The following is a 24,529-nucleotide window of genomic DNA, read 5'->3' as shown; positions in this document are numbered from 1 at the left end:
AAAAGAATAATGGCTATCGAAATCAAAGTACCGGACATCGGCGCAGATGAAGTTGAAATCACCGAGATCCTGGTCAAAGTGGGCGACAAAGTTGAAGCTGAACAGTCGCTGATCACCGTAGAAGGCGACAAAGCCTCTATGGAAGTTCCGTCTCCGCAGGCTGGCGTTGTTAAAGAGATCAAAGTCTCTGTTGGCGACAAAACCGAGACCGGTAAACTGATCATGATTTTCGATTCCGCCGACGGTGCAGCAGCCGCTGCACCTGCTCCGGCAGAAGCGAAAAAAGAAGCGGCTCCGGCAGCAGCACCTGCTGCTGCAGCGGCGAAAGATGTTCATGTACCGGACATCGGCGGTGACGAAGTTGAAGTGACTGAGATCATGGTGAAAGTGGGCGACACCGTTGCCGCTGAACAATCCCTGGTAACCGTTGAAGGCGACAAAGCCTCTATGGAAGTCCCGGCTCCGTTCGCGGGCGTGGTTAAAGAGATCAAAATCAACACCGGCGACAAAGTGTCTACCGGCTCTCTGATCATGGTCTTCGAAGTGGTGGGCGCTGCTGCTCCAGCTCAGGCGGCTGCACCAGCAGCAGCGGCGGCTCCTGCGGCTTCAGGTTCTAAAGAAGTGAACGTTCCAGACATCGGCGGTGACGAAGTTGAAGTTACCGAAGTGATGGTCAAAGTGGGCGACAAAATTGCCGCTGAGCAGTCTCTGATCACCGTAGAAGGCGACAAAGCCTCTATGGAAGTTCCGGCACCGTTCGCGGGCACCGTGAAAGAAATCAAAATCAGCACCGGCGATAAAGTGAAAACCGGTTCTCTGATTATGGTCTTCGAAGTGGAAGGCGCTGCGCCTGCCGCGGCTCCGGCTGCTGCACCTGCTGCCGCCGCTCCTGCTCCTGCTGCTAAAGCAGCGGCACCGGCCGTGAAAGCCGAAGGCAAATCTGAGTTTGCTGAGAACGACGCTTACATTCATGCGACCCCGCTGATTCGCCGTCTGGCGCGCGAGTTCGGTGTGAATCTGGCGAAAGTGAAGGGCACTGGCCGTAAAGGTCGTATCCTGCGCGAAGACGTTCAGACTTACGTGAAAGACGCTATCAAGCGCGCTGAAGCGGCTCCGGCTGCCGCAGCGGGTGGCGGTATCCCGGGCATGCTGCCGTGGCCGAAGGTTGACTTCAGCAAGTTCGGCGAAATCGAAGAAGTAGAACTGGGTCGTATCCAGAAAATCTCTGGTGCTAACCTGAGCCGTAACTGGGTGATGATCCCGCACGTTACGCACTTCGATAAAACCGATATCACCGATCTGGAAGCGTTCCGTAAACAGCAGAACGCCGAAGCTGAGAAGCGTAAACTGGACGTGAAATTCACCCCGGTTGTCTTCATCATGAAAGCAGTTGCGGCGGCTCTTGAGCAGATGCCTCGCTTCAACAGCTCTCTGTCCGAAGATGGTCAGCGTCTGACGCTGAAGAAATACATCAACATCGGTGTGGCGGTTGATACGCCAAATGGTCTGGTTGTTCCGGTCTTCAAAGACGTGAACAAGAAGAGCATTACTGAGCTGTCCCGTGAACTGACGGTGATCTCTAAGAAAGCGCGTGATGGTAAGCTGACGGCTGGCGAAATGCAGGGCGGTTGCTTCACTATCTCCAGCATCGGCGGCCTGGGTACCACCCACTTCGCGCCGATTGTGAACGCGCCGGAAGTGGCTATCCTCGGTGTCTCCAAATCGGCGATGGAGCCGGTATGGAACGGGAAAGAGTTTGTACCGCGTCTGATGATGCCAATCTCTCTCTCCTTCGACCACCGTGTGATCGACGGTGCTGATGGTGCGCGCTTTATCACCATCATCAACAACACGCTGTCTGATATTCGCCGCCTGGTGATGTAATCGAAAAGCCGGCCTGACGGCCGGCTTTTTTCTGGTAATCTCATGTATGTTGTGAGGTTATTGGGTGACAAAGACAATTCGTTTGCCGTTTGTTGTTTCAAAATTGTTAACATTTTTGTAAACTACGGGCGGATAGAACGACCCGGTGGATGATGGGCGACAAGACCAGGGATCGCCGGAAATAAATTAAGAGGTCATGATGAGTACTGAAATCAAAACTCAGGTCGTGGTACTTGGGGCAGGTCCGGCAGGTTATTCCGCGGCCTTCCGTTGCGCTGATTTAGGTCTGGAAACCGTAATCGTAGAACGTTACAGCACCCTCGGTGGTGTTTGTCTGAACGTTGGCTGTATCCCTTCTAAAGCGCTGCTGCACGTTGCAAAAGTTATCGAAGAAGCCAAAGCGCTGGCTGACCACGGTATCGTCTTCGGCGAGCCGAAAACCGATATCGACAAGATTCGTACCTGGAAAGAGAAAGTGATCACTCAGCTGACTGGCGGTCTGGCCGGTATGGCGAAAGGCCGTAAAGTGAAAGTGGTCAACGGTCTGGGTAAATTTACCGGGGCGAACACCCTGGAAGTGGAAGGCGAGAACGGCAAAACCGTTATCAACTTCGACAACGCTATCATCGCGGCGGGTTCCCGTCCGATCGAACTGCCATTTATTCCGCACGAAGATCCGCGCGTATGGGATTCCACCGACGCACTGGAGCTGAAATCCGTACCGAAACGTCTGCTGGTTATGGGCGGCGGTATCATCGGTCTGGAAATGGGTACCGTATACCATGCGCTGGGCTCAGAGATTGACGTGGTTGAAATGTTCGACCAGGTTATCCCGGCCGCAGACAAAGATGTCGTGAAAGTCTTCACCAAGCGTATCAGCAAGAAATTCAACCTGATGCTGGAAACCAAAGTGACTGCCGTTGAAGCGAAAGAAGACGGTATTTACGTTTCCATGGAAGGCAAAAAAGCGCCTGCTGAAGCACAGCGTTATGATGCCGTGCTGGTGGCTATCGGTCGTGTACCGAACGGTAAAAACCTCGACGCCGGTAAAGCGGGCGTGGAAGTGGACGACCGTGGTTTCATCCGCGTCGACAAACAGTTGCGTACCAACGTACCGCACATCTTTGCAATCGGCGATATCGTCGGTCAGCCGATGCTGGCGCATAAAGGTGTTCACGAAGGTCACGTTGCCGCTGAAGTTATCGCCGGTAAGAAACACTACTTCGACCCGAAAGTTATCCCTTCCATTGCATACACTGAACCAGAAGTTGCATGGGTAGGTCTGACCGAGAAAGAAGCGAAAGAGAAAGGCATTAGCTACGAAACCGCCACCTTCCCGTGGGCTGCTTCTGGCCGTGCTATCGCTTCTGACTGCGCAGACGGTATGACCAAGCTGATTTTCGACAAAGAGTCTCACCGTGTGATCGGTGGCGCGATTGTCGGCACCAACGGCGGCGAGCTGCTGGGTGAAATCGGTCTGGCGATCGAAATGGGCTGTGATGCAGAAGACATCGCGTTGACCATTCACGCGCACCCGACTCTGCACGAGTCTGTTGGCCTGGCCGCAGAAATATTCGAAGGTAGCATCACCGACCTGCCAAACCCGAAAGCGAAGAAGAAGTAATCTTCTGACTTTTGTGAAAGCGCCTCTTCGGAGGCGTTTTTTTTGCCTGAAAGCTACCTGTTCTGGTAGTCATCTTATTGATTTATTCCCTAAAAAAAATCTTTCTTCTGCCGATAACCCTTTCACTCTTGTGTGGCTTCTGGCTGCGCGGTTACTGGGATCTGGACTCTCATTACACGAAGAAAGGAATAAACATGTCTTTAAAAAAAATCGCGGTTGTTGGTATGGTCGTCGCGGCAATGACGCTGACCGGGTGCGGCGCAATGACCACCGCAGTGAAAAAACGTAACCTTGAAGTGAAAACGCAGATGAGTGAAACCATCTGGCTGGAGCCTTCCAGCGAGAAGACCGTCTACATTCAGGTAAAAAACACTTCTGATAAAGACATGAGCAACCTGCAAACCTTGCTGGCAAATGATCTGTCAGCGAAGGGCTATAAAGTGACCAGTTCACCGGACAGCGCATACTACTGGGTACAGGCGAACGTGCTGAAAGCGGACAAAATGGATCTGCGCGAGGCTCAGGGATTCCTGAAAACCGGTTATGAAGGCGCTGCGATGGGGGCGGCTCTGGGCGCAGGTATCACCGCCTATAACAGTAATTCCTCCGGCGCGGCGCTGGGTGTGGGACTGGCGGCGGGTCTGATCGGGATGGCCGCTGATGCGATGGTAGAAGACGTGAACTACACGATGGTCACCGACCTGCAAATTTCCGAGCGTAGCAAAGCGAAAGTCACTACGGATAACGTTGCTGCGCTGCGTCAGGGTACGTCCGGCATCAAGCTGCAAACCAGCAGTGAGAAGGGCGATCGCGCAAAATATCAGACTCGCGTCGTCTCTAACGCCAACAAAGTTAACCTGAAGTTTGAAGAGGCGAAACCGGTGCTGGAAGCGCAACTGGCAAAATCTGTTGCCAACATTCTGTAATCTGGCGTCTATAGACAATAATCCCCGTGTAAAAACACGGGGATTATGAGCAGTTTGTAGCAGCGATACGCTGCTTTTTTTATGTCGGTTATTCTACCGGTGTCCAGGGCGCATCCTGGCTGTATTGGGTGATAGTCGTCACTTTCTCTACGGTATCTTTGCCTAAATCGGCCTGATAAACCCGATCGTCCTGATTCACTATAAAGCTCATCACGCCCGTTTCTCCCCACTCCACCGGCCAGGCCAGTAACGCGAATCCTTTCTCATCATGGTTTTTGACGATGCGAAAGTGGTAGCCGTGATAACCCGTTCCAGGGACTACCGGGCTGAATGCCGGCCCCAATGGGCTTGGGACTTCTCCGGGTTGCACCGGCCAGTACAGGCCATCCTGCTTGCCTTCACTGCTGATCAACCTGGTCGCGAAAGCCTGCTTGCGCTCCCAATAGTCGTACTGGGCGTCAACATAGGCCCGCATCGCTTGTATAGCAGACAGTTCATTGCGACCAATGGCGCGGGTGAGGATCTCATCCTCTGCGGCTGCCATATCGAAATGCCAGCCTTTGCTGGTTTTGACGATAGGAACGGGCAGTTGCCAGTCTTCCTGGCCGACATTCAGATGCGCTATGTTCTCTTTTTTTACAATGCGATGGCTGACCTTCCAGTCACGGTTAAAGCGAGCGACCGCTTCCGGGTCGGCCCCTTCCGGCGGGAGATACTGTTGCCAGTTGTCGCCTAACACGGCATTAAGGTGCGTTTCATTTTGCTGAGCAACAGCATCAGCAAAGGCCTTTGCCGCCTCCTCGGGGGAAGAGAACAGCTGCTGCGCGTGGCTCATCAGAGGCAATGACAGCAGCAGGGCACTTAACATGATTCTTTTCATCATTTGCTCCGATTAACGACGGCGTTCGTGACGCTCAGACATATTTCCACGCGCCTCGGCGCGCTGTTGGGTATTCGCGCGGCTCACACGGCGGCTTTCCTGACCTCGCGATTGCTGAGATTGCCAGGAGGGTGAACGGCTGTCGTTCCCACTGAATGCGTTAGAACGGTTACTCTGTACGCGTGCCTGACGTTGATCTGACGAGGCAGTGCTTCTCCGCTGCGTTGTGGACGACTCCACGCGCTGGCGAGCGTTATCGCGTTGCTGCTGAGAAACCTGCTGTTGGGCTTTTGCTCTCTGCTCATTGCGATTCTGCTGTTGTTTCGGCGTTGTCGATTTTTGTAGCGTTTTTTGTGCGGCTTCCCGACGCGAGCTGTTTTGCGGGGTATCGTAACCGCGATAGTTGTTACGCTGGGCAACTTGATTCAGTTGCTGTGAAGCGGCTTTGCGTTGCATATCGCGGGAAGAGAGCGACTGCTGGGCCGTTTTGGTCGACGTGTTGTTGCGCTGCTGGAGCTGCGTCATTGCCGCCTGGCGCTGGCTGTCGCGGGATGCTGTTGTGGCAGTTGATTGCTGTGTTGTACGTAATCCACCGCTGGCATTGGTCTGATTAAACCGTTGCGAGACCGCGTTGCTCTGATAAGGCACGCCGCCGCGATAAGCAGGGTTGTGCTGCCAGTTCATATTCCTGTCTTTAAGATTTTGACCGGAGATACGGTTGAGGTTTTCCACATCAATATTGATGTTATTGTCCCCGTTACGTTCGTAACCGCCGTGGTTATCGTGATCGTGGTGATAATCGTCGTCGTCATCATCCCAGTCAATGTCACTGAACAAGGCATAAGTGGTGGCAACACCCAGACTAAAACCAAACCCGTTAACAAAACTGCTGGCAAACTGTTGCCCCGGAGGCGGTGGCATATACACCGGCGGGTAGGCCGTATTTGGCCAGGTGCCGTAAACCGTTGAAGGGTTATAGCTCGGGACATAGACGACCTGCGGGTCGGTGGGCTCAATTTTGATGACGGTCGGTGCCGGGGCTTGCGTCGTCGTATTTGTCGTATTTGTGGTGTTGTTGGTGGTTGTGGTGGTCTGTGTCGCGGCAACCGTTTTCTTCGGTTCGCTGGTCACCGTTTGTTGCGGTGAAGATTTCAGCGCACCGGTTTGTTGCGCCAGTAATCGCAGTCGCTGAACGGAATCCATCACATCCTGCGGCTGCCCCAGGAAGGCGTCACCCAGGTTTTGTACCCACGGTGGATTCTCGCCCATCATCGCCATCAGCTGAGGAAACGCGACCAGAGATTTGACGCTCGGATCCCACGGTTGACCTGCTACCGCCTGAATTGCGGCATCTCCCTGCAAATTCGGATTATCACGCGACCATTGTACAGCCTGAACCACGTTCGCCGGGTAGGTAGAAGCCATCAGTACCTGAGAAAGCAGCGGATCAGGGAAAAGCGCTATCGGGGCAACCCACTGATCAATTTGGGCAGTGGTGAACGTCGGTTTTGCGTCAGGCGCGGCGGCAGTGGGGGCTTGAGGCGGCGTCGCTACAGGGGCTGGGGCGGCCTGAACAGGGGCAGGCGCAGGCGCTTCCGGGGTCCGGCTTTTGATATACAGAACACCCGAAGCGGCGAGTAATCCAGCGCAACACACCAGAGCAATCACATGGGGCTTAAAGGGCAACTTCATCTTCTCTCTCCCGATTCCTGCGGAATCGTCAGGGTCATAATACCTGCCGCATGACGTTGCGGTGTGGCATGAGTATAGAGAGACAATAGTTTAATTTTTAACTTATCTTGGGATCGGTACCGCAAGATGATTATCAGCAGGGGAAATTATGTGACCAAACGTAACGGGGGAAAATAATTTCTTGTCCTCATGATGAAGGGCATTAGACCATACGTAACGATTCAGCCACTTTTTTATGTTGCTTTTTTGTAAACGCATTAACACCCCACTAAAATCCTGCTATTCTGCCGATTGCGGTATCGGGCATTTACCCTACTAACTGCTGTCTCACAGGAGCGTGAAGAGAATCGCCCATATACAAAAGCGCCGCACTATGACAATGAGAGCGAGGAGAACCGTCGTGCTAGAAGAATACCGTAAGCACGTAGCTGAGCGTGCCGCTGAGGGGATTGTACCCAAGCCCCTGGATGCTACCCAAATGGCTGCGCTTGTCGAGCTGCTGAAGAACCCGCCTGCTGGCGAAGAAGAATTCCTGTTAGACCTGTTAATTAACCGTGTACCGCCGGGCGTTGACGAAGCTGCCTACGTCAAAGCCGGATTCCTTGCTGCTGTCGCCAAAGGCGAAGCGACTTCCCCGCTGGTTACCCCTGAAAAGGCCATTGAACTGCTGGGCACCATGCAGGGTGGTTACAACATTCATCCGCTGATCGACGCGCTCGACGATGCGAAACTGGCGCCAATTGCCGCGAAAGCGCTCTCCCACACCTTGCTGATGTTCGATAACTTCTACGACGTCGAAGAGAAAGCGAAAGCGGGCAACGCCTTTGCTAAGCAGGTGATCCAGTCCTGGGCCGATGCCGAGTGGTTCCTGAACCGCCCTGCGCTTGCCGAAAAAATTACCGTTACCGTCTTCAAAGTGACCGGTGAAACCAACACCGATGATCTCTCCCCGGCACCGGATGCGTGGTCGCGTCCTGATATTCCGCTGCACGCGCTGGCGATGCTGAAAAATGCCCGTGAAGGGATCGAGCCGGATCAACCGGGTGTGGTTGGTCCGATCAAACAGATCGAAGAACTGAATAAGAAAGGGTTCCCGCTGGCCTATGTCGGCGACGTTGTGGGGACCGGTTCTTCACGTAAATCCGCAACCAACTCCGTACTGTGGTTCATGGGCGATGACATCCCGCACGTGCCAAACAAACGCGGCGGCGGTCTGTGCCTCGGCGGCAAAATTGCACCTATCTTCTTTAACACCATGGAAGATGCGGGCGCGCTGCCGATCGAAGTGGACGTGAACAACCTGAATATGGGCGACGTGATTGACGTTTACCCGTTCAAAGGCGAAGTGCGTAACCACGAAACCGGCGAGCTGCTGGCAAGCTTTGAACTGAAAACCGACGTGCTGATTGACGAAGTGCGTGCCGGTGGTCGTATCCCGCTGATCATCGGTCGCGGCCTGACCACCAAAGCGCGTGAGTCTCTCGGCCTGCCGCACAGCGATGTGTTCCGTCAGGCGAAAGACGTAGCGGAAAGCAACCGTGGCTTCTCGCTGGCACAGAAAATGGTCGGCCGCGCCTGCGGCGTGAAAGGGATTCGTCCGGGCGCGTACTGCGAACCGAAGATGACCTCCGTCGGTTCCCAGGATACCACTGGCCCAATGACCCGTGATGAACTGAAAGACCTGGCGTGCCTGGGCTTCTCTGCTGACCTGGTGATGCAGTCTTTCTGTCACACTGCGGCCTATCCGAAGCCGGTTGACGTCACCACGCACCATACGCTGCCAGACTTCATCATGAACCGTGGCGGTGTTTCCCTGCGTCCGGGCGACGGCGTTATCCACTCCTGGCTGAACCGTATGCTGCTGCCGGATACCGTCGGTACCGGTGGTGACTCGCATACCCGTTTCCCGATTGGTATCTCCTTCCCGGCGGGCTCTGGTCTGGTGGCGTTTGCTGCTGCGACCGGCGTGATGCCGCTGGATATGCCGGAATCCGTGCTGGTGCGCTTCAAAGGCAAAATGCAGCCGGGCATCACTCTGCGCGATCTGGTTCATGCCATCCCGCTGTACGCTATCAAACAGGGTCTGCTGACCGTTGAGAAGAAAGGGAAGAAAAACATCTTCTCTGGTCGTATCCTGGAAATTGAAGGTCTGCCGGATCTGAAAGTCGAGCAGGCGTTTGAGCTGACCGATGCCTCCGCTGAGCGTTCCGCTGCCGGTTGTACCATCAAGCTGAACAAAGAGCCGATCGTTGAATACCTGAGTTCTAACATTGTTCTGCTGAAGTGGATGATCGCAGAAGGTTACGGCGATCGCCGCACCCTGGAACGTCGCGTTCAGGGCATGGAAAAATGGCTGGCGAACCCTGAGCTGCTGGAAGGCGATGCAGATGCAGAGTACGCAGCGGTGATCGACATCGATCTGGCCGATATCAAAGAGCCGATTCTGTGCGCGCCGAACGATCCGGACGATGCGCGTCTGCTCTCTGACGTGCAGGGCGAGAAGATCGACGAAGTGTTTATCGGTTCCTGCATGACCAACATCGGTCACTTCCGTGCCGCAGGCAAACTGCTGGATGCGCACAAAGGCCAACTGCCGACGCGCCTGTGGGTGGCTCCGCCAACCCGTATGGACGCCGCGCAGCTGACCGAAGAAGGCTACTACAGCGTCTTTGGTAAGAGCGGCGCGCGCATCGAGATCCCTGGCTGTTCACTGTGCATGGGTAACCAGGCACGTGTGGCGGACGGTGCGACGGTGGTTTCTACCTCCACCCGTAACTTCCCGAACCGTCTGGGTACCGGCGCGAACGTCTTCCTGGCCTCTGCAGAGCTGGCTGCCGTTGCTTCGCTTCTCGGCAAACTGCCGACCCCGGAAGAGTATCAGACCTATGTGGCGCAGGTAGATAAAACCGCTGTCGACACGTACCGTTATCTGAACTTCGATAAGCTCTCTCAGTACACCGAGAAAGCGGACGGCGTGATTTTCCAGACTGCGGTATAAGGCGTTACACGCTGTTAATGGCCGGGTGAATTCACTACCGCCCGGCAATATGGCTGGAAGCGCTCCGCTTACCGGCCGATAAAACCCCACTTCCCTGGAAGTGGGGTTTTTTATTTTCATTCCTTCCACTCGTGGCGCTTTTTTTCTGCGACCAGGCTGCGATAATTACAACATGGCGCAGTGCGGGAATGACGCATTGCCGGGAGCAGAGGAACACATTATGGATTACGAATTTCTGCGTGATATTACCGGAGTCGTAAAGGTGCGGATGTCCATGGGCCACGAAGTGGTGGGGCACTGGTTTAATGAAGAAGTGAAAGAAAACCTGGCCTTGCTTGATGAAGTGGAACAGGCAGCGCAGGCGGTGAAAGGCAGCGAACGTTCCTGGCAACGGGTAGGGCATGAATACACACTCTGGATGGATGGCGAAGAGGTGATGGTTCGCGCTAATCAGCTTGAGTTTTCTGGTGACGAAATGGAAGAAGGGATGAACTACTACGACGAAGAGAGCCTGTCACTCTGCGGCGTGGAGGATTTTCTTCAGGTGGTGAACGCCTATCGGGAGTTTATGCAGCAGCGCTAATTCAGACTGCTGATAAAGTCGCCCGGACGAACGGAGTGACGCCGGGTATACTTCCCCGGAGTCGGTGCTAACGCACTTCATCCGGGCTACTCCGGGGTGCAGTATTAGTCAGCGAATGTAAGGTGGAATAACCTGGCTGTCATCTTATCTGGCAGAGAAACGCTGACGTTTTGTGGCTGAAGAACAGGCTGGCAGCGCCGTTGCTCGGCTTGTGGATAAATGCAGGTCATCGTCTCAACGAAGGGAACGGGCAGCGTGATAGCTTCCTGTTCGCTCTCCATACGCCACACCGCCAACCATGCTTCCTGTTCATTACGCAGCCCAAATGCCAGCCAGGGAGAAGTGAAGGAAGGCATCTCCAGAGGCCAGAAAGGTTCCAGATGAGGGATTTTTTGGCGATAGGTTTTATACAAAGCTATCCCTTCGCGAACCAACGCAAAACGTTCCTTGCTGAGTTCTGCCAGGTGACCGCTCTGATGAACCCGCAGTAGCAGACTATTGATCATATTCATGACGACCTCTTCCCGATCGCCCTCACGCAGCGGATAGGACCAGATTGCCGCCTGTTCTGGCGTAACTGCGGAAGCGGAGGCTGCGGCGATGCAGGCCATCAGCCGATAGTCGGTTTGATCCGATACCGATTGAATGCTGTGCTGCTGCAACAAGGCATAATCCATCCGCAGCCCTCCGCTACCGCAGTTCTCAATGACAAGATTCGGATAGCGATCCAGCGTTTTTTTTAGCCACGCCAGCCACGCGCGGTTATGTTGCAATAGTCCGTCGCCGGGACTATCTGCGGCAAGTTCAGTACCGCTCCCTGCGTTAATGTTGTAATCCATTTTGATATAGCTAATGCCATAGTCTTCCACCAGTCGCGTGATGACCTGGTCGGCGTGCGCCTGCACCAGAGGGTGGCGAAAATCAAGCTGATAGCGTTGATGGTCAATGACTCTTTTGCCGTGGCGGATAAAAAAGCAAGCATCGGGTAGGGTGTTCGCTAACTGACAGGCGGTGCCCATGACTTCAAGCTCCAGCCACAAACCCGATTTCATCCCTTTGGCGGCGATATACTCCAGCGGCTCGCGGATCCCGCCGGGAAAACGGGCAGCTGAAGGTTGCCATTCGCCGACGCCGTCCCACCATTCACCATCCGAGTACCAGCCGCAGTCGATACAGAAATACTCACAGCCAGCCTCTGCTGCCGCGTCGATTAACGGGAAGAGTTTTTCGGTGGTCGGATCGCCGGAAAGGCAGTTCATATAGTCGTTGAAGATAACCGGTAGCTCGATATTGTCGGCCGAGGGACGCAGGATTCGTCGACGGTAGCGGGTTATTTCGCGCAGAGCCGCATCAAGCCCTCCGGTGACCAGCGTGATGGCGACGGGGACGGAGGTAAAGCTTTCTCCTGGCGCCAGCTTCTTCCACCAGTGACTCTCATTTTCGGTCGGACCGCTAACCTGCAAATAGAGTTGGTCACGATAATCGCCAATCTCCCACTGCCAGGAGCCGTTATGCTCGATTTGCCAGAGTAGCGTGGTTCCCGCGATGGTATCTTCAAAGGCGGCGCAGGGCAGATAACCAATACTTGACCAGGTGCCGGTATTTTCGATTGAGATACGGTCGAGTGAGAAGTGGTTAACCTTTTCCAGACCTAGCTCGGGAAGCGAGTTTTTTTTCCATTGTGCTTCGCCATACCAGTTATTGTGCGCCAGATGCAGGCGACCGCTTTTTTCCCACGGCAGGCTGCCGATAGCATAGAGCGACAGGGAACTGACATACTCGAGTCCGACAGGCTCATTGCTATGGTTGATTATTTCACACCAGATGCGGGCGGCCGCCAGCCCGCGAAAATGCTGCAGATGCCAGCGGGCATGGAGCTCATCACCCTGTAGGTCGATCTCCAGCTTTCTTCCCATCGCGTTTTCGGTTTCGCGATGGGTCTGATAGCGAAGCGAGGAGCCGGGTTCGCTACCAGTATGCTTACGTGCATGGTGATCATTCTGGTTGTAACCGCTGGCGTGTACCTGCAGCAAAGGGAATTCGCCGTGCGTTTCAGCATGCTGATGTGTTGAAAATCGGTTGATATATATATTTCTGTTATGGTTAATTTCGAAAGAAATATAAAAATCATCTTGGTTAAATTCCAGAAAACTCATGTCCGGGACTCCATCTTTCATCGGCCAATATCACGCAGCGGCTTACCCGCCATCAGGTTTTGTTCAATCTGCTCCAGAGAGATATTTTTCGTCTCGGGGACAAAGCGGAAGATAATAGCCAATGCGACGATGTTTAACAGGGAATATAAATAAAAGGTCTGCGCACTTCCTAATGAATTTAATAACGATAGGAACGTGGCGCTTACGATCATACCGGCAATGTGACAGGTAAAGGTGGAACAGGTGATGCCGAACTCCCGACCCTTCAGCGGCTGAATTTCTGAACATAGCAGCCAGATAAGCGGACCGGCTGACATTGAGAATCCGACAATAAACAGCAGCAGCATGGTCACGGTGATCCCTTTTTCCACGCCCGATAGCGACTCGCCTCCCAACAGCGTTCCAACGACGGCCATGGCGATCCCCATCGTGATGAAGCCGGTATACAGCATGGGTTTACGCCCCCAGCGGTCAACGAAACCCACGGCGATAAAGGTAGCGATGGTCATGACAAAACCGACGATCACGGTTCCCCACATCTGATCTGCCGTTGAAGCAAAGCCGATTTCATGGAAGATACGCGGCGCGTAGTACATCATGACGTTAACGCCGGAAAACTGCTGCATAACTTGCAGGACGATACCCAGACCAACGCTCCGGCGGAAGTTGCGGTTCTCTTTGAATAAATGCCAACCCTGCTGTTTGACCTTGAGTTGCTCTTTAATATCCTGCAACTCCGTTTCCACCTCTTCACGACTATTGCGCAGGCGCAGCAGTACGTTGCGGGCATCTTCCTCCCGATTGTGGATCATAAGCCAGCGGGGGCTGCGAGGAAGAAATAGCGCGCCAAACAGAAAGATTAACGAAGGAACCGCCACTACAAGCAGCATTCCGCGCCAGTTCCCGCTGTAGCTGAAGGCGGTATTCGTAAGAAAAACGATGAGGATACCGAGGGCGATCATCAACTGGTAGGCGGAAATCATGGCGCCGCGAATGTTTTTCGGTGTTATTTCGGAAAGATAAAGCGGTGTAGCGTAGGAGGCGACACCGAGGCCAACCCCCAGTACCAGGCGGCCGATAATCAGCATATTGGCACTGACTGCGCAGGTACAGATAATAGCGCCGATGCAGAAGGAAGCGGCGGCAATCAGCAGCGCATATTTGCGACCGAAGCGATAAGCTAAAAACCCGCTACATAGCGTAGCCGCCGCTGCGCCGACCATCATTGAGCTGACGATCCACTCCTGTTGCCGATCGAGCAAATGATACTCTTTGGCGATAAGCGGCAGGGCACCGGAAATGACGCCGATATCCAGACCAAACAGCAGGCCAGCCAGCGCGGCAAGCAGACATATCCAGATAACTTGCGGTCGGGTTTTATTACGTGGTGCTGAGACTGAAAGGGTGTTATCTAATTGCATTGGAGACGGCCTTTGTCAGCGGTTAAGTTATAAATGGCGATTCTTTTAAAAAATACTTAATCGATTTCGTATTGTTTTATGCTAGATCTGAAAAATATTGTAATCAATGACCTTCTCAGCATAACTGTGATCGTCGTTGCACAATTAATTGGCCTGTTGAGGTTTTTTTATTGTCAGAAAAATATTAATGGTTTAGATTGGCAGGAATATCCTTGTTGGAAGCTATTTAGTCCATAATGAACGATGAATATTAAAGAACTGGCAGCGTCCCTTGGTCTTTCAACGGCAACGGTGTCGAAGGCGTTAAATAATAAAAGCGATATCAGCAGTCATACCCGGAAAAAGGTCCTCGCTGCAGCTGAAAAGTTTGGCTATCGACCGAACGCTTCCGCGCGGCATCTACGCAGCGGTAAGGTTGGGGTCGTTGCCCTGCTGCTACCCGCATCCGACGGCGGCAACATCCATACCGCCTCCTTTTTTATGCGCATTGCCCGAGGATTACAGGCGAGCCTGAAAGAGAGCGGGCTCGATCCGGTTATCCATATTACGACGGACCGTGAGGGCGAGCGCCAATTACTGCGCAAGATAATCGAGCAAAATCGTGCTGATGCCATCATTCTGACCGATACCCGCATTAATGATGAACGCATTGAGTTACTGAATGAATTGCAGTTTCCCTTTGTCACTATGGGTCAGAGCCTTGCATTGAATGGCCATTTTAACTGGGTCGATTTTCACCACGAGGAGATGGGACGGCGCTGCGTTCGCTATGCGTTAGCTAAAGGGGCGCAGCGCCTGGCGGTTGCCACATTAGGCGCAGATAGCATGCACGGCCAGCAGTTCCTGGACGGTTGCCTTGAGGAAATGCGCAGAAATAATCTCGACGTCGATGAGGCGCTGATTTTCTATGGTTCTGTGACGGAGTTTTCGGGCGAAATGGCCGCGCGCCAGTTTATGCAGCAGAAGAAGCGTCCTGATTTTATTATTTTTATAAACGATTTTTTGTTAATGGGCGCCAGCCATTACTTGTCGACGTTAACGGACTGCGAGCTAAATGATCAATCGATGCTGTGCGCCGCCGCCAGCAGCGACTTTTCCTCAAGGATCATCTCATCGCCTTGTCTTTTTACGGTTGATCATGAAGTTATCGGCCGCCGATTGGGAGACGCGGCGCTGCGGGTTATTGCAGAAGAAGAGTCAGTTGCATCCGTACTGCTGAGCTTCCCGGCGAACCCATGTTAGAAAGGGGCGTCCTTGCCCTATTCAGTCACACTGTAGGGATATTGCGCGCGTAGTAAATCTCGCGCATTTCCTTCCACAGCGCAGCGGTAATCTCTTTGCGCTCGGTTTCTGTCAGATCTTCCGGTTTGGTGTGGAACATGTAGTGCTTAAGGTCGAATTCTTTCAGCAACATTTTGGTATGGAAGATATTTTCCTGATAGACGTTCACATCCACCATGTCATACAGCGACTTCATATCCTCGGACATAAAGTTCTGGATTGAATTAATCTCATGATCGATAAAGTGCTTCATGCCATTGATATCACGTGTAAAACCCCGTACACGATAATCAATCGTCACGATATCGGACTCAAGCTGGTGGATAAGGTAATTCAGCGCATTCAGCGGTGAAATCACGCCGCAGGTTGATACTTCAATGTCGGCGCGAAAAGTACACAACCCGCCCTCCGGGTGGCTTTCCGGATAGGTATGTACGCAGATATGGCTCTTATCAAGGTGAGCGACGACCGCTTCCGGCAAAGGGCCAGGATGTTCGGTTTTATCGATAAATTTTGGGTCCATCGGCTCTTCGCTCACCAGAATGGTGACGCTGGCGCCCTGTGGTTCGTAGTCCTGACGGGCAATATTCAGGATGTTTGCGCCGATGATGGAACAGGTTTCCGAGAGAATCTCAGTCAGACGGTTGGCGTTGTAGAGTTCATCGATATAGGCGATGTAGCCGTCACGCTCTTCGGCGGTTTTGGCATAGCAGATATCATAAATACAAAAACTCAGGCTTTTGGTCAGGTTATTAAAGCCATGCAGTTTCAGCTTTTTCAATTTTTATCACATCCTTAGATTCACTGCGCGGACAGTGCATCTTGCAAGTATTGAGGTAAGGCAAAGGCAGCCGTGTGAATTGCCGGATTGTAGTAACGGCATTTCAGACCAGAAGTGTGGAACCGGGCCTGAATAATCTCGGTCGAAAGATGGCGCAGGGCTTCGTTGTCGGTCGCCCAGGCAAAGGTCATGATCCCGCCGTAATAGGTCGGAATAGCGGCCTGATAGAAACCGACATCGCCAAAGTAGTGGCTGAGTTTGCGATGGCTGTCGAGGGCTTCATCTTGCTGCAGGAAGCAGACGCCATTTTGGGCGACAAAAATCCCGCCAGGGTTCAGGCAGCGTTTGCAGCCTTCATAGAATGCCGAGGTGAACAGGCTTTCGCCGGGACCAATAGGATCGGTGCAGTCGGAAATGATCACATCGAAGGTCTGGCGGGTCTGATTCACGAAGTTGACACCGTCGTCGATCACCAGTTTAAATCGCGGATCGTCGTAGCTGCCTGCGTTGTGGTTCGGCAAATACTGTCGGCAAAATGAGACCACGCCTGCGTCAATCTCCACCATCGTAATGGTTTCGATGTTTTTATGGCGTGTCACTTCGCGCAGCATAGCACCGTCGCCGCCGCCGATAATCAGCACATGTTTCGCGTGACCGTGCGCCAGCAAGGGCACGTGGGTCATCATTTCGTGATAGATAAATTCATCGCGCTCGGTGGTTTGCACCACGCCGTCCAGCGCCATCACGCGACCAAACGCGGCGTTCTCGAAAATGATCAAATCCTGATGGTCGGTTTTCTCATGATACAGCACGTTATCCACGGCAAAGTACTGACCAAACTGGTCGTGTAGCGTTTCATGCCACGGGGTATTTTCGGCCATTGGTTGATACCTCCATTGTTGACGCCCGTGAAAAAGGGCGCAACATCATAGCTAACAATGACCGGTGTTGCACGGTCATTACTTCAGCAATTTGGTATCGGGGAATTTATTTGACGTAGGCCAGCAGACTGAGGGAATCACGTGCCAGAGCTTTGCATTTTTTTGCGACGGGAATACCAATACCGCTGAGATCCCGGTAGCTGTCTTCGCCGAGGGATTTCATGTCGAAGGTGTCGTAATTACTGAGATCCCACTGGTTTTGCTGGGCAAAAAAGACCAGTGCGCGACGAATCTGCCCATTGGGTAAATTCTGGTATCCGCAGTCATTTTTCAGAAACACAAAAACTGCCGTTAAATCGGCCATATCTTCGGCTTCGGACTCACTGAGCGCATAGCTGTTTGCGCATACGGCCATCAGGCTGCCGAACAACACGGTTCTGAAAAACGTCTTCATTGCTTCTACCACTGCATCACGGAAATTAAACGTTAGCATACTGCGAGCGAGGCGACGACTTTTATTATTACATTCGATGCAGTCCCTGACTTGACCTTCCTGTAGGGGGAGGGTCTATGCTCAAGTTTTAGGCTGTGTCCCGCCTGCTGAGAATAAGGAAGTGAAAATGCAACGTCGTGATTTCTTAAAATATTCTGTCGCACTTGGGGTTGCATCTGCATTGCCGCTGTGGAGCCGGAGTGTATTTGCCGCCGAGCGCCCCGCGTTACCCATTCCCGATCTGTTAACCGCCGATGCACGCAATCATATGCAGCTGATCGTCAAAACCGGGCAATCCACCTTCGCGGGTAAGACTGCCGCGACCTGGGGTTACAACGGTAATCTGCTGGGACCCGCGTTAAAACTGTACAAAGGAAAAGCGGTTACCGTCGACATCCATAATCAGCTCGCTGAAGAGACCACATTACACTGGCATGGCCTGGAAATTCCCGGTGAAGTGGATGGCGGTCCGCAAGGCGTTATTCCTGCCGGTGGTTCGCGCACTGTTACGTTCACACCTGAGCAGCGAGCCGCCACCTGTTGGTTCCACCCACATCAGCATGGGAAAACGGGGCGCCAGGTCGCGATGGGGCTGGCGGGACTGGTACTCATTGAAGATGAGGATATCCGTAAGCTGCTGCTCCCTACACAGTGGGGCATCGATGATGTACCGGTGATCATCCAGGACAAACAGTTTTCCGCTGACGGACAGATAGATTACCAGCTGGATATGATGACTGCCGCGGTGGGCTGGTTTGGCGACACGCTGCTGACCAACGGGGCGATTTACCCTCAACACGCCGCGCCAAAAGGTTGGCTGCGGTTGCGTTTACTCAATGGCTGTAACGCGCGTTCGCTCAACATCGCCGCCAGCGATGGTCGCCCTCTGTATGTGATCGCCAGCGACGGTGGATTGCTGGCTGAGCCTGTCAAAGTGAATGAACTGCCCATGTTGATGGGGGAACGGTTCGAAGTGCTGGTGGATATCAGCGATGGCAAAGCGTTTGATTTAGTGACTCTGCCGGTCAGCCAGATGGGAATGGCGGTTGCGCCTTTTGATCAACCGCACCCGGTGATGCACATCCAGCCGCTGCTGGTGAGCGCTTCCGGTACGTTGCCGGATACGTTAACCAGCATGCCGACATTACCGTCGCTTGATGGCCTGACGGTACGCAAGTTGCAGCTCTCGATGGACCCCATGCTCGACATGATGGGCATGCAAATGCTGATGCAAAAATACGGCGATCAAGCGATGGCGGGGATGAAGAGTGGGCAAATGATGGGGCATATGGGCAATGGAAAAATGAATCACGGCAATATGAATCATGGCAACATGGGGCATATGAATCACGGTGGGCAGTTTGATTTCCATAACGCCAACAAGATCAATGGTCAGTCATTCGATATGAGCAAGCCGATGTTTGCGGTGGCGAAAGGGCAGTACGAGCGCTGGGTAATTTCCGGCGAGGGCGACATGATGCTGCATCCGTTCCACATCCACGGCACCCAGTTCCGCATTCTGTCGGAAAACGGCAAAACGCCGGCAGCGCATCGTACAGGTTGGAAAGATACGGTACGCGTCGAAGGCGGTGTTAGCGAGGTGTTGGTCAAGTTTGATCATGAGGCCCCGAAAGAGCATGCCTATATGGCGCACTGCCATCTGTTAGAGCATGAAGATACGGGAATGATGCTTGGATTTACCACTCAGTAATACTTCGCGCCCGCTGGTTGCAGACGTGCGCGACGCCGAAATTTTCCCAGCCTCATGCCTGAGATATTTTACCTCTGAGGCGGTGTACAGGGGAAAGACCTGACCTATCATTATCCAGGTAGTAAAAGTAGCAAGCATTATCCGCGCTCACTTTACTACCTGTCGCTACCATTACCGATTCTTTTGAATAATTTCGTTTTTTACCTTCATAAAGAGAATTGAACCTGCCAGTACGAAAGTAATCAAATTGGGGATGATGACGGGGAGTGCATCCGACAAAATCCCGTATAGCAGCCATAAAGAAATACCGAAAACAAAAACGGAGTACATCATCAACGAGATATCTTTCGTTGACTTTGTTTTTAGCACTAAAACCACCTGCGGAATAAAAGAAATGGTAGTGCAACCGCCGCCAATAAAACCAATGATATTAATGTAATCCATCTATAACTTCCGCGAATGTATATGTGTTGTTAACTTCCTGAAACCATTTTATATGTAAAACGTATAGTTCTACAAAGCGTGGACAGGTTTTACTGCATTATAGTTATTACACCAATTTTATTTGAAATATATACCTTTCGTGCGGTAGCTGAGGGGGATATTGAGATTGTGTGATCTCCAGCACTCCATCTTGATGTCATACCAATTATTCTTTACAGCGAAAATGTGTCGTACCAAAAATGGTTAGCGATAGTACATCTTTCTATTACCCAGACTATCAGAATGTATACATAATTTTTGTGAATAATACGTGTAAGGAGTTGGTATGACGGTTCGAGATGAACATATCATCGAAAGTAATAAAAGTATTAATATCAGGCCTTTCGGGTTTAGAGATAAATTTGGTTATATGTGCGGTGACCTGGGTAACTGTTTTATCCTTGGGTTAGTGAACAGTTTTTTAATGATTTATTACACCAATGTTCTGGGTATTTCTGGCGTTATCGTCGGGTCACTCTATTTTGTGACAAAACTCTTTGATGCGTTTGTCGATGTGGCCGTGGGGCGTTTATGCGATACCTCTAAGCTAACCGCCAAAGGGCGTTTTAACCCCTGGGTTAGTCGTATGAAGTATCCTTTCTGCGCAGTTGCGGTATTGCTGTTCCTGCCATTTGTGAGTGAATTTTCATATACCGCGAAAATCATTTACATTTGCGGCTCCTATTTTGTTTACGGTGCGCTGTTATCGACCGTGAATATACCGTATGGCGCAATGTCGGCGGCTATCAGTTCCAATCCGGCAGACCGTGTTTCGCTCTCTACGTATCGCAGCATTGGCTCCGCTATCGGCGGTGGGGCGACCGGCTTTTTTATTCCTATCCTGATGTATACCACCCTTGTTGACGGTAGCCAGGTTATTTCTGGTGAACGCTTCTTGTGGATTTCGATTGGCTGTTCAGTACTGGCTTTCATCTTCTTAACACTGACGTGCCAGTTAACGACGGAACGTGTGCGCGTGGAGACAAAAGGGAGCGTGCCGATTTCTGTTTTACTGAAGGGATTGTTGCGTAATAAAGCGCTGATCGTTTTAGTCATTGTGGATCTGCTGATTGTTATTAACCAGGGGCTCTCTGGTACCAACATGACCTATCTGTTTAATGACTACTTCCACAACAAAGAGGCGATGTCTGTCGCATTACTGTTTACCTTCGGTTCTCTGGTCCTGCTGGCGCCATCGGCGTCCTGGCTCACGAAGCGGTTTGGTAAAAAAGAGGCCAGCGTAGGCGCACTGCTCTTTTCGGTGGGTATGTATCTGGTTATGTACTTCTGCCATATCACGGATGCGAAAACCTATCTGGTCTTCCTGTTCCTGGCGACGCTGGGGGCCGGGTTATTCAACCTGATGATTTGGGCATTTATGACTGATGTTTGTGATTATCACCAATATGTCACCGGCGACCGCGAAGACGGTACTGTTTATGGCGTGAACTTCTTTGCCCGCAAAGTGGGTCAGGCGTGTGCTGGTGCAATTGGCGGCTTTATGCTGGCAATTATCGGTTATCAGTCCTCTTCGACGGGGGGCATGGTCCAGAGTAGTGCCGTGCAGGAAAATATCTACATGATGGCGAACCTCTTACCTGCTTTATGCCTGTTTTTGGCTGCGATAACGCTGATTTATTTCTATCCATTGAACCGTAAGCAAACGCTCAAAATGGAAGAAACGTTGAATAAATTAAATGGTATTAGCAAATAAACCCGAGAATGAGAGAAGGATTGAATTGATGCCCTTACAACTCGAAGTGAAAGATTTTGGTGCGATTGGCGACGGTATTGTGAAAGATACCCTGGCGATTCAACAGGCGATTGATGCCGGTGCTGAACAGGGGCTTCCCGTCGTGATTTCGCCGGGGACCTACCTGGTCGGTTCGCTCTTTCTGAAAGAAGGAAGCAAACTGAGATTCGCGCAAGGCGCGACCCTGTTGGGTTCTACCGATCTTTCTGACTATCCGGAGATCCCAACGCGGGTTGCGGGCGTTGAGATGATGTGGCCCGCTGCGGTACTCAATGCCATTGAGGTTAACAACATTGAGATCTCCGGTCATGGCAAGATTGATGGCCAGGGCTCGCATTGGTGGGATCTCTATTGTGGTCCGGACAAAGAGAGTGGACTGCGTGTCGACTACGACAAAAAAGGGCTGCGGTGGATTGCGGACTACCTCGTTAAACGTCCGCGCGCCTGCCTGATTTACAAGGTAGAGCACGTCACCATCTCCGATTTGACCTTTGAGCGTGCCGGGTTCTGGAATTTACAGATTACCTATGCGAAACATGTTCTGGTGAGTGGTTTAACCATTCGTGATAACCATGGGCCAAGCACCGATGGCATTGATATTGATTCATCCAGCCATGTACGAATCACTGAGTGTGATGTGTCGTGCGGCGATGACTGTATTGTCATCAAATCAGGCCGTGATGGCGATGGTTATCGGGTCAATAAGATTGCGGAACATATTGAAATCGACCACTGCCATATTCGCTCAGGTTACGGCGTGACGCTGGGCAGTGAAGTCAGCGGCGGCATTCGGGATGTCTATGTCCATGACATTACCTTTGAAAACTCTGATTGCGGCTTGCGCATGAAGTCGTCGAAAGAGCGCGGCGGCTTTATGGAAGATGTGGTGGTGGAAAATTTGCAGATGCGCAATGTGCAATTCCCATTCTCCTGGATTATGGATTGGCACAATTCCTACAACCGCAAACTCTTTGACAATATTGATGAACTGCCGGAAGACTGGCAGGCCGTAGCAAGGCAGGTTCCGGAGCATTTACAGATGACCAAAGTGCGTAATATCCGCATTAGTCACGTTAATGCCACTCTGGATGCCGATTATGCTTTACCGGCACGCGCGTTCGATCTGGTCGCCTTCCCAGAAAAACCGATGGAGAACATTAGTTTTAGCCACTGTCGGATTGAAGCCAGAGAGTTTGGGCGTATTGTTGCTGTGAATGATTTGCGCTTTGATGACGTTGTTGTGTCTGTTGCCGCAGAAAATGACGGCTCTAACGATACGTTTGATAACCGTTAAAACAGAAAAGCAGCGTGGTGACCCCACGCTGCTTTTGTAAAAAATAGGCAGCTACTTTTCATCATCCGGCTGTGCATAGGCGACAATGAGTCGCCTATTTTTTTGCCAAACGAGCCGCGACCATCGTGTGTTATTTTCTGCTATAACAATACGTTATCTCAATTTATTGATTTTTATGGTAGTCGATTTTTGGATTTAAGAGGCGGGATCCTAATTGTAAAATTAGACTTATTAACGGATGCCGCGAACAATTACTTTTGCTGGTATACTGCGTGCCTTGCGCTTCGATGCTGTGCAATTCCGAGAAGGCATTGAGTGATTTGTTTTTAAATCATATGGTTAGAGATATGAAACATACTGTAGAAGTCATGATCCCCGAAGCGGAGATCAAAGCACGTATTGCTGAACTGGGTCGTCAGATTACTGAGCGTTATAAAGACAGCGGCAGTGATATGGTGCTGGTGGGTCTGCTGCGCGGTTCATTTATGTTTATGGCGGACCTGTGCCGTGAAGTTCAGGTATCTCATGAAGTCGATTTTATGACCGCCTCCAGCTACGGTAGCGGCATGTCCACGACCCGCGATGTTAAAATCCTCAAAGACCTGGATGAAGATATTCGTGGCAAAGACGTGCTGATCGTCGAAGACATCATCGACTCCGGTAACACATTGTCAAAAGTGCGTGAAATCCTGAGCCTGCGTGAGCCTAAATCACTGGCGATTTGTACGCTGCTGGACAAACCGACTCGTCGTGAAGTGGACGTGCCGGTCGAATACGTGGGCTTTGCTATTCCGGACGAATTTGTGGTGGGTTATGGCATTGATTACGCACAGCGTTATCGCCATCTGCCGTATGTTGGGAAGGTAGTACTGCTGGACGAGTAATCAACAAGAGAAGCGCCTGATGGCGCTTCGCTTATCAGGTCTACGCAAAGGTAGGCCCACATGCCGGGTAAGGCGACACCTCCGCCCGGCATTTTATTGCGAACTTACTTGTGGTTGATGTGCTTCTGTTTGAGATTGGAAATTCCCTGACGGTAACGCTGTTCAAGGGATTCGCGGCTGGTGGCGGTCACGTCGAGATCGCGCAGCAGGCCATCGTGAATACCATACGCCCAACCGTGGATCGTCACTTTCTGACCGCGTTTCCAGGCAGACTGCATAATGGTGGAGTGGCCCAGGTTATACACCTGTTCCATGACGTTCAGCTCGCACAGGGTATCCATACGACGCTCCTGAGGCATTTCACCCAGCAGGGAGCTATGCTTAAACCAAATATCACGGATGTGTAGCAGCCAGTTGTCGATCAACCCCAGCTCCGGGTTTTCAACCGCAGCCTGAACACCACCGCAACCGTAGTGACCACAAATAATAATATGTTCAACTTCTAACACATCAACGGCATACTGAACGACAGAGAGGCAGTTGAGGTCGGTGTGGATGACCAGGTTGGCCACATTACGGTGCACAAATAATTCGCCCGGTTCAAGCCCGGTTAAACGTTCTGCGGGAACGCGACTGTCGGAACATCCAATCCATAGAAAGCGCGGCTTCTGTGCTTGCGCCAGTTTCTCAAAAAATCCGGAATCCTCTTCCACCAGCATTTTTGACCATAGTGCATTGTTACTGATGAGTGTATCTATGTCTTTCATGGAGGTTAACGACCTGTAACCAAATAAACGCGTTGGG

19 protein-coding genes are annotated in these 24,529 nt (G+C 52.0%); 10 read left to right on the top strand and 9 right to left on the bottom strand.

Annotated features, from left to right (window positions below):
- The first annotated feature begins 9 nt into the window (after positions 1-9).
- The 3 genes from aceF (at position 10) to traT (ending at position 4,434) form a co-directional block, all read left to right on the top strand.
- The gene (gene aceF / locus P2W74_RS18965; protein ID WP_276292820.1) at positions 10-1,884 is read left to right on the top strand and encodes a pyruvate dehydrogenase complex dihydrolipoyllysine-residue acetyltransferase; all 1,875 of its coding nucleotides are present in this window, start codon (positions 10-12) and stop codon (positions 1,882-1,884) included.
- A gap of 199 nt (positions 1,885-2,083) precedes the next feature.
- Complete coding sequence (gene lpdA / locus P2W74_RS18960) at positions 2,084-3,508, top strand: dihydrolipoyl dehydrogenase (protein WP_203361317.1); 1,425 nt, start codon at positions 2,084-2,086, stop codon at positions 3,506-3,508.
- Between the two features lie 194 nt (positions 3,509-3,702).
- Positions 3,703-4,434, top strand: a complete 732-nt coding sequence (gene traT / locus P2W74_RS18955) for a conjugal transfer complement resistance protein TraT (RefSeq protein ID WP_276292819.1) — start codon at positions 3,703-3,705, stop codon at positions 4,432-4,434.
- A gap of 88 nt (positions 4,435-4,522) precedes the next feature.
- Here the strand turns inward: traT and P2W74_RS18950 are convergent, their stop codons facing one another.
- Positions 4,523-5,314, bottom strand: coding sequence for a DUF2950 family protein (locus tag P2W74_RS18950; protein WP_276295226.1), 792 nt, complete (start codon positions 5,312-5,314; stop codon positions 4,523-4,525).
- 12 nt (positions 5,315-5,326) lie between these two features.
- On the bottom strand, positions 5,327-7,006 hold the full coding sequence (locus tag P2W74_RS18945) for a DUF3300 domain-containing protein (RefSeq protein ID WP_276292818.1): 1,680 nt from the start codon (positions 7,004-7,006) through the stop codon (positions 5,327-5,329).
- 400 nt (positions 7,007-7,406) lie between these two features.
- Between P2W74_RS18945 and acnB the strand changes: the two genes are divergently transcribed.
- Both acnB and yacL read left to right on the top strand, forming a co-directional pair.
- Entirely contained in the window at positions 7,407-10,004 is a 2,598-nt protein-coding gene (acnB, locus tag P2W74_RS18940) for a bifunctional aconitate hydratase 2/2-methylisocitrate dehydratase (protein ID WP_276292817.1), read from the top strand.
- A 220-nt stretch (positions 10,005-10,224) separates the two neighbouring features.
- A complete protein-coding gene (gene yacL / locus P2W74_RS18935) occupies positions 10,225-10,587 on the top strand; it encodes a protein YacL (RefSeq protein ID WP_276292816.1) in 363 nt (120 codons plus the stop codon).
- Positions 10,588-10,691: 104 nt separating this feature from the next.
- On the opposite strand, the gene P2W74_RS18930 is transcribed toward yacL, so the two are convergent.
- Positions 10,692-12,620: a glycoside hydrolase family 36 protein gene (locus P2W74_RS18930; protein WP_276292815.1), complete on the bottom strand. Its 1,929-nt coding sequence runs from the start codon at positions 12,618-12,620 to the stop codon at positions 10,692-10,694.
- A 140-nt stretch (positions 12,621-12,760) separates the two neighbouring features.
- On the bottom strand, positions 12,761-14,164 hold the full coding sequence (locus P2W74_RS18925; protein ID WP_276292814.1) for a sugar porter family MFS transporter: 1,404 nt from the start codon (positions 14,162-14,164) through the stop codon (positions 12,761-12,763).
- A 243-nt stretch (positions 14,165-14,407) separates the two neighbouring features.
- Here P2W74_RS18925 and P2W74_RS18920 point away from each other — a divergent pair, with 243 nt between their 5' ends.
- Positions 14,408-15,406, top strand: coding sequence for a LacI family DNA-binding transcriptional regulator (locus P2W74_RS18920; RefSeq protein ID WP_276292813.1), 999 nt, complete (start codon positions 14,408-14,410; stop codon positions 15,404-15,406).
- Positions 15,407-15,431: 25 nt separating this feature from the next.
- Here P2W74_RS18920 and speD read toward each other — a convergent pair whose 3' ends face one another.
- From speD to P2W74_RS18905, 3 genes are all read right to left on the bottom strand, one after another.
- Positions 15,432-16,226: an adenosylmethionine decarboxylase gene (gene speD, locus P2W74_RS18915; RefSeq protein ID WP_276292812.1), complete on the bottom strand. Its 795-nt coding sequence runs from the start codon at positions 16,224-16,226 to the stop codon at positions 15,432-15,434.
- Positions 16,227-16,246: 20 nt separating this feature from the next.
- On the bottom strand, positions 16,247-17,107 hold the full coding sequence (gene speE / locus P2W74_RS18910) for a polyamine aminopropyltransferase (protein ID WP_192611108.1): 861 nt from the start codon (positions 17,105-17,107) through the stop codon (positions 16,247-16,249).
- A 106-nt stretch (positions 17,108-17,213) separates the two neighbouring features.
- Positions 17,214-17,561, bottom strand: a complete 348-nt coding sequence (locus P2W74_RS18905; protein ID WP_000846617.1) for a YacC family pilotin-like protein — start codon at positions 17,559-17,561, stop codon at positions 17,214-17,216.
- 166 nt (positions 17,562-17,727) lie between these two features.
- Here P2W74_RS18905 and cueO point away from each other — a divergent pair, with 166 nt between their 5' ends.
- Positions 17,728-19,311 carry a multicopper oxidase CueO gene (gene cueO / locus P2W74_RS18900; protein ID WP_276292811.1) on the top strand — a complete coding sequence of 528 codons (1,584 nt, stop codon included), beginning with the start codon at positions 17,728-17,730 and terminating at the stop codon, positions 19,309-19,311.
- A gap of 171 nt (positions 19,312-19,482) precedes the next feature.
- On the opposite strand, the gene P2W74_RS18895 is transcribed toward cueO, so the two are convergent.
- On the bottom strand, positions 19,483-19,755 hold the full coding sequence (locus P2W74_RS18895; RefSeq protein ID WP_276292810.1) for a SemiSWEET transporter: 273 nt from the start codon (positions 19,753-19,755) through the stop codon (positions 19,483-19,485).
- Positions 19,756-20,080: 325 nt separating this feature from the next.
- Here P2W74_RS18895 and P2W74_RS18890 point away from each other — a divergent pair, with 325 nt between their 5' ends.
- The 3 genes from P2W74_RS18890 (at position 20,081) to hpt (ending at position 23,725) form a co-directional block, all read left to right on the top strand.
- Complete coding sequence (locus P2W74_RS18890) at positions 20,081-21,508, top strand: MFS transporter (protein ID WP_276292809.1); 1,428 nt, start codon at positions 20,081-20,083, stop codon at positions 21,506-21,508.
- Positions 21,509-21,536: 28 nt separating this feature from the next.
- Positions 21,537-22,841, top strand: a complete 1,305-nt coding sequence (locus P2W74_RS18885; protein ID WP_276292808.1) for a glycoside hydrolase family 28 protein — start codon at positions 21,537-21,539, stop codon at positions 22,839-22,841.
- A 347-nt stretch (positions 22,842-23,188) separates the two neighbouring features.
- Positions 23,189-23,725, top strand: a complete 537-nt coding sequence (hpt, locus tag P2W74_RS18880) for a hypoxanthine phosphoribosyltransferase (protein ID WP_276292807.1) — start codon at positions 23,189-23,191, stop codon at positions 23,723-23,725.
- 104 nt (positions 23,726-23,829) lie between these two features.
- On the opposite strand, the gene can is transcribed toward hpt, so the two are convergent.
- Positions 23,830-24,492 (bottom strand): carbonate dehydratase, encoded by a 663-nt coding sequence (gene can / locus P2W74_RS18875; protein WP_192611114.1) that lies wholly within the window; start codon positions 24,490-24,492, stop codon positions 23,830-23,832.
- Positions 24,493-24,529: the final 37 nt, after the last annotated feature.

This window comes from Citrobacter enshiensis, assembly GCF_029338175.1.
Classification (GTDB): Bacteria; Pseudomonadota; Gammaproteobacteria; order Enterobacterales; family Enterobacteriaceae; genus Citrobacter_D; species Citrobacter_D enshiensis.
The sequence above is the reverse complement of the archived record's forward strand: the minus strand, read 5'-3'. Positions and strand labels throughout refer to the sequence as shown.